Origin of the sequence: Micromonospora parastrephiae (assembly GCF_016802865.1) — a bacterium.
In the GTDB taxonomy this organism is placed as follows: Bacteria; Actinomycetota; Actinomycetes; order Mycobacteriales; family Micromonosporaceae; genus Micromonospora; species Micromonospora parastrephiae.
In genome coordinates, this window is the sequence record NZ_JAEVHM010000250.1 from 1 (window position 1) to 6,311 (window position 6,311).

Consider the following 6,311-nt stretch of genomic DNA (forward strand, 5'->3'; position numbering starts at 1 on the left):
GGTGCCCGGCGGCCCGCCGGCGCTGCTGGTGACCGCGCTGGTCACTGCCGGTCTGGCCGGGTACGCCGGGCTGGTCGTGGTCGAGGTGGGCGGCAGTGGACGGTGGCGCACCGCGGCCCGGACCGCCGTCCGCGCCTGCCTGGACGCGCCCACCCGGTGGGCGGCGCTGAGCGGAGTGGCGGTCCTGGCCGGGCTGCTCGCCGTCCTGGTCACGCCCGTCGCGGTGCCGATCCTCGCCGGCTACACCGTGGCCGCCCTGCACGCCGTCGCCGGCCGGCTGCCGGCCCCCGCCCGCCCGGAGTTGCCGTGAGCGGAAAGCCGGCGCGGCTGCTGCTCGGCGGGACGGAGGTGGCCCGGTACGTGCTCGACCCGGCGCTGGACGCGCGGCACGGACCCCGGCCGTACCTGCACCCGGTGCGCACCCTCGCCGGCACGGTGGTCACCGACGCGCTGCCCGCCGACCACGCGTGGCACCTCGGAGCCTCCCTCGCGGTGCAGGACGTCAACGGCACCAACCTCTGGGGAGGTCGCACCTACGTGCGCGACGTCGGCTACACCTGGCGCGACGACCACGGCGTCATCGCGCACACCGGCTGGTCGGAGAGGACCGCCGCGCGTCTGGGGCACCGGCTGCAGTGGCGCGACAGGCACGGGACGGTGCTGCTCACCGAGCACCGCCACCTCGCCGCCGTCCCGCTCCCCGCCGACGGGCCGAGCGGGGAGGCATCGGCCTGGCGGCTGGAGGTGGACTACACGCTGAGCGCCCCGGACGGAAAGGACGTGCGGCTGGGCAGCCCGGCAACCAACGGCCGCCCCGACGGCGCCGGCTACGGCGGGTTCTTCTGGCGGGCGGTCTCCGCCTCGCCCGCGTCGGTGTTCAGCGCCTCGGCCAGTGGGGAGGAGGCGGTCAACGGGTCCGCCGAGCCGTGGATCGCGCTGCGCGGCACCGGGCCGGACGGTCGCGCGTACACCCTGGTCGTTGCCGGCCTGGGCGACGGCGACCGGTGGTTCGTGCGGACCGCGATGTACCCGGGTGTGGGGGTGGCTTTCGCGTTCGAGCAACCGGTCACCATCGCGGCCGGCACGAGCCGCCAGGGCCGACACCGAGTGGTGATAGCCGACGGTGCCCTCACGCGCGCGGTGGCCGCAGCCCTCGCCGCCACCGCAAGTTGACCATGAAGTTGTTGCCACGACACGCCGAGGGAAGCGGCAACAACTTCATGATCACGAGCGCGGGTTTTAGCGGGTGGGGTTGGGCGGCGGTTACCCGGACGGCCTTGACGATCGCCGGGATCGAACCGATCAACAGCACCAGGCCCCAGATGATGGCGACCACCGCGAAGACCAGCGCCGCCACGTCGTCGACGATGCTGACCAGGATCACCGGCACGAGATTGTGCAGGAACTCCAGCACGACCGTGCACAGCAGCGTGGTGAGGATCAGCAGGACGAGGCCCCTGTTCTGGAGGAAGCGCGGCTGGGCCAGCACCAGAAGTCCCGCCCAGAGGAGCTTGAGCAGCAGCACCAACCCCAGCAGCACCGACGCCTCGCCCACCGGGAAGAAGCCCCACAGCGCCAGGTACGCCAGGGTGCCGAACGGAACGGCCAGGAACAGCGACACCATGATGGACAGCTCCACGAAGGCGATGAGCAGCGCCACCAGCCCGACGATGATCAGGATGATCGAGAAGATCAGGCTGGCGACGCCCTGCACCCGACCCTGGACGCGTTCGGGCAGCAACAGGCCCAGGCAGAACAGCCCGGTGCTCCAGACCGCCACGGCGTCGATCAACGCCAGGTAGCCCGTGCCCCGACCGGACGGCTCACTGACCCCGGACACGTCGTCGATCTCCACGTCGAGCGCGCCGGCGCTGTCGGCCAGTGCCGAGCTGGCGTCGGCGCCGCCGAGCAGCAGCCCGGCGCCCAGCTCCACCCCGATGGCCAGGACGACGGCGAGCATCGCCAACAGCAGGAACGGTTTGCGGAGGTCACCCACGGCGGCACCTTCCTCCCGGGGTCAGGACGGGGCCACGGTGACCGTGCAGCCACCGAGGCCGGGACAGGTCACGGCCACCTCGGTGGCCTCGTCGACGGCGACCTTCGCCACCGCGCCCGTGCCGTCCGACGCCGGCTCGACCTCGTCGCGGATGGTGAGGTCGGCGTCGCCGGGCGCCGGCGCGACGACCGTGAACGACCGCGCGCTGCGCAGCACCAGGGTGCGCAGCCCACCCGGGTCGGCGACCCGCAGCACGCAGGTGCCGGAGAAGACCAGTCGGCCGGGCCCGTCGGCGCAGTCGGCGCCGACCGTCGCCGGGTCCACCGCGGACCGTTCGCCGGTCAGCGCGCCGAGCCGTTCGACGAGTCCGTGCCGCGCCCCCGGATCACCCCGGTCGTCGCCGCCCGTGCCGACCGCGACCACGAACAGCCCGACCAGCAGGACGGCGAGCAACCCCAGCAGGACCTTCTGCCGGCCGCTCATCGTGCGACGGCCTGCGCGACGAGTTCGGTGAACCGGATCTCGTCGACTCCCGCGAAGTAGCGGTTGGTGCCCTGCGTCTTGCCGACCACCACCAGGCTGACCCGATGCGGGCCCCTGGTCAGCCGGACCGTGCCGACGTCCAGGAACTCCGTCTTCTGCACCGTCGGCGTGAAGCCGAGGAACGCGCCGCCGACCTGGGTGCCGTCGATGGCGAAGACGGTGTTGGCGTAGTCGAACGACGTGGTCCGCGCCGCCGCGAAGCGCCAGGTGCCGTCCGCCGGGATCTGCACCGTCACGGTGACCTGGTCGCCGATGGCCAGCCCCTGGAAGAACAACTGCTTGTCGCCGGACCAGGTCACCCCGCAGCAGTTCGGCTGCGCGCCCACCGTCGCGCCACTGCTCCGGGGTGACTCCACCACCGCGGCGTCCACCAGGCTCTCCGCCTCGACGGTGACCACCCGCGGCTCGCCGGGGCCCGGCTCGCCGTCGCGGGTCAACAGCACCACCCCGACGGTCATCACCACCAGCACCATCGCCGCCGCGGCGGCGATCCACAACCACGGGGTACGCCTGGGCGGGGCGACCGCCCGCACCTCGTAGGTGACCCGACCGCTGGAACGGGAGCTCTCCTCGGGAGCGGTGTTCGCCGAGTACGCGAACCCCGTCATGTCGTAGCGCCGCGGCGGGGTGCCCGCCGGCACGGCCAGCTTGACCAGGAACGACACCGAGCCCTGCCCGGGCACGACCCGCTGCGGCTCGGCCACGGTGAACCACGCCCGCTGGGAGCCGTCGCCGGGCGCCACGTCGAACACCACCGTGTCCGGCGCGTTGCCCGGGTTGGAGACGGTGAAGGTCAGCTCGCCGCTGTTGTGCGGGTCGAGGGTGAACTGCTCGGCGGCGGCGACGACCGCCCACTCGGTGGTCATGACGACTCCTCTTCCACGACGATCTCGACGGTGGTCGAAACGGGCTTCTCCGCCTCGACGATGCGGTTGATCACGGCGAGCTGGTCGGCGGCGGCCGCCGGCACCCGTACCACGATGTGGAAGGGCTGATCGGCGGGCTCATCGATGACGAAGCCCGTCAACCCGGTGGCCAGTTCCAGGGCGTGGCGCATCCCGTACGGGGTGCCGCGCCACCGGGCCAGCAGCGCGCCGTCGGCCACCAGGTCACGCAGCCGGCCCACCGGCAGCGGCAGCGGGGCGTCCGGTCGGGGCGAGGCCACCACGTGGTCCATCGCCACCCAGCGGGTCAACCGCACGACCAGATGGTCCGGCGCCCGGTACGGGTCGAACAGGGCGTCCACCTCGGCGAGGATCGCCTCGTCCGGGGCGTGCAGCCCCTCCATCACGTCGAGCAGCGCCCAGAGCACGCTGCCCGGCACGCAGGCCCGCTGGTAGGCGGCGGGCAGCAGCCGTTCAATCGCCGAGCGTCGCATCCTGGCGCACCACCTCGATGTCGTGCTCGCCGGAGCAGAGCAGCCACGTGTCCGGGACGGTCACCACGTCGGCGGTGGCCTGGTTGGCGCTGGCGGTCCAGTCCACCGCGTCGGCGCTGCGGTGCACGCCGCGCTCGCCGCCGGCCAGGATCAGCCGCTCCGCCGGGCCGCCGCCTGCCGGGCCACTGTTTGCCGGGCCGCCGCTCGCCGGGCCGCCGCCTGCCGCGCCACTGTTTGCCGGGCCGCCGACGGCGACGGCGTCCACCGGCACGAACCGGGTCCGATCGCGCAGCGGCAACCCGCAGTTGACCGAGACCGGCTGCCACTGCGGCTGGGCGGCGAGGGTGTCCAGCCGCAGCACCCCGCCGCTCTGCGTCGCCGCCAACGCCAGCTGGCCGGCGAACGCCAGGTCGCGGCAGGTGCCGCCGATCCAGCCGCTCTGCACCGGCTGCCATTTCACGTCGGACTCGAACAGCCGGGTGCGGTGGCAACCCTGGCCGGGTTTCTTCGGGTCCGGTTCGCCTGCGCCGCTCCACAGCAGCGTGGCCGGGCCGTCGTACTGCACGGCGAGGACCCGGTTGTCCACGTTGGCGAGCCCGACGTGGACGAAGCTGCCCGGCCGGCCGCCGGCCGTCGACAGGTACACCCCGAAGCCGGCCTGCGCCGCCACCGCCACACCCGGCGCGCCCCGCTCGGAGACGAACGCGCGTACCGCGTAGAACCCCCGATCGGCGTCGGACGGTCGACCAGGATCTGCAACGGCACCGCGCCGGGCAGCAGCGACACCTCGTACAGGCCCGTGTCGGTGGCCACCAGCAGCGCGCCCGCGCCGTCGCGGTCCAGCCAGGCCACGTCGGAGATGCGCGAGTCCAGGTCGGTGAGCAGCGACCACGTCTCACCCAGGTCGGTGCTCAGGTGCACCCGGGAGCCGCCGGAGGCGCGCAGCGTCACCACCGCCACCGCACCGGCCCGGGGCACGATGCCCGGCCGCACCGGCGCGGGCGCGGGCGCCACCCGCAGCACCGTCTCACCGTCGAACCGGCCGGTCGGCTCCCAGCCCGCGCCGGCGTTGCTGGAGCGGAACAGCACCGCGCCGCGCCCGGCGTACCAGGTGCGGGGCTGGTACTGGTCGACGGCGAGGGCGCGTACGTCGGCGTCGGGCGCCTCGTCCACCACGAACCGGACCGACTCGACGTAGCGCACGCCCGGCTCGGCGTGCTCCAGCATCCGGTACACGTTGGACGCCCGCAGCGGCTCACCGAACGGCCAGCCGGTCGGGTTGAGCGCGGTGGGCAGCGGACTCAACGTCTGGTGCAGCCGATCGTGGATCCGGCGGCGGACCGCGTCGACGTCCTCCTCCCGCCGGACCACCACCCGTGCCCGCACCGACACCGCCTTGAACCGGGCCCAGGTCGCCCGGGACCGGATGCCGACCATCCGACGCTGCTCCAGGTCCGCCTCCACCCGACGCCGCGCCTCCGGCACCTCGTGCTCGCGCAGCACCGCCACCGGCAGCCGGCCGCCCGGACGGGCCGTCGCCGGCACGTACGGCACCAGCACCACCTCGACCTCACCCGGCCGGGCGAAGCTGTAGACCGCCGCGCGGGTGAACGCCCGGGCCCGCGCCACCGCGCCGGAACTGGTGGCCAACACCTCGAAGTCGCGGGCGGTGACCGCCCGCTGCTGGGCGAAGAACTCGTACGGGCCGCGCAGCAGTACCGACTCCAGCGCCTCCATGTCCCGACCACCGGCGGCCGGCGCCGGGTTGTCCACCTTCACCCCGGGCAGCGGATCGCGCAGGCTGGTCAGCGTGCCCGCGGCCACGTTGCCGGCCGGCCCGCCACCGGACCGGTACCAGAGCCGCACCTGACGGCCGGCCGGCGGCACCGCCGCCACGGTCACCGGGCCGCCAGCCGCGACCGGTTCGGCGACGCCGGCCGGGGACGTGGCCGGTTCGGTGGACGCGGTCGGGGTCGACCCGGCGGGCGGCCGCAGGTCCAGCGCGGGGGCGAACGTGACGGTGCCCGAGCAACGGTCCACCAGGTACGCCTTGGCCTGCGGTCCCAGCCCGGCGAAGCTGTCCACCGGCCGCCAGATCTCGAACGTGCGACCGTCGTGCTCGCGGGCCGCCGCGCCCAGCTCCACCGCGCCGGCCGGCACCTCCACCCCGAGCAGCAGGTCCAGTGGCTCGGCGGTGCGCGTCAGCGGGGCGTGCGCCGCCCGCAGCACCTGACCGGGCTGGCCGGTGCCGACGCCGAGCAGTTCCGCCTCGACCAGCTCGCAGTGGTGCATCCGTACGAGCACCGACGCCTCGCCGGCGGCCAGCAGCGCCGGCTCGGTGGTGACGAACACGACCGGCCGGGGGTCGGCGCCGCGTGCCGCCGCGACGCGCAG

5 protein-coding genes and 2 pseudogenes are annotated in these 6,311 nt (G+C 74.3%); 2 read left to right on the forward strand and 5 right to left on the reverse strand.

Annotated features, from left to right (window positions below):
* Together JNW91_RS28435 and JNW91_RS28440 are read left to right on the forward strand one after the other, a co-directional pair.
* Nucleotides 1-310, forward strand: a pseudogene (locus JNW91_RS28435) (hypothetical protein); the annotation flags it as partial.
* Complete coding sequence (locus tag JNW91_RS28440; RefSeq protein ID WP_203178552.1) at nt 307-1,173, forward strand: DUF6807 domain-containing protein; 867 nt, start codon at nt 307-309, stop codon at nt 1,171-1,173. The pseudogene JNW91_RS28435 and the gene JNW91_RS28440, both read left to right, overlap by 4 nt.
* Here JNW91_RS28440 and JNW91_RS28445 read toward each other — a convergent pair.
* From JNW91_RS28445 to JNW91_RS28465, 5 genes and pseudogenes are all read right to left on the reverse strand, one after another.
* Nucleotides 1,130-1,996, reverse strand: coding sequence for a hypothetical protein (locus JNW91_RS28445; RefSeq protein ID WP_309244507.1), 867 nt, complete (start codon nt 1,994-1,996; stop codon nt 1,130-1,132). The two genes, JNW91_RS28440 and JNW91_RS28445, sit on opposite strands and share 44 nt — an antisense overlap.
* A 21-nt stretch (nt 1,997-2,017) precedes the next feature.
* Nucleotides 2,018-2,479, reverse strand: coding sequence for a hypothetical protein (locus JNW91_RS28450; protein WP_203178554.1), 462 nt, complete (start codon nt 2,477-2,479; stop codon nt 2,018-2,020).
* Nucleotides 2,476-3,405 (reverse strand): carbohydrate-binding protein, encoded by a 930-nt coding sequence (locus tag JNW91_RS28455; RefSeq protein ID WP_203178556.1) that lies wholly within the window; start codon nt 3,403-3,405, stop codon nt 2,476-2,478. Before JNW91_RS28455 ends, JNW91_RS28450 begins: the two co-directional genes overlap by 4 nt.
* Nucleotides 3,402-3,917 carry a phage tail protein gene (locus tag JNW91_RS28460; RefSeq protein WP_203178558.1) on the reverse strand — a complete coding sequence of 172 codons (516 nt, stop codon included), beginning with the start codon at nt 3,915-3,917 and terminating at the stop codon, nt 3,402-3,404. The genes JNW91_RS28455 and JNW91_RS28460 overlap by 4 nt, the downstream gene beginning before the upstream one ends.
* Nucleotides 3,898-6,311: pseudogene (locus JNW91_RS28465) on the reverse strand (putative baseplate assembly protein); the annotation flags it as partial. The gene JNW91_RS28460 and the pseudogene JNW91_RS28465, both read right to left, overlap by 20 nt.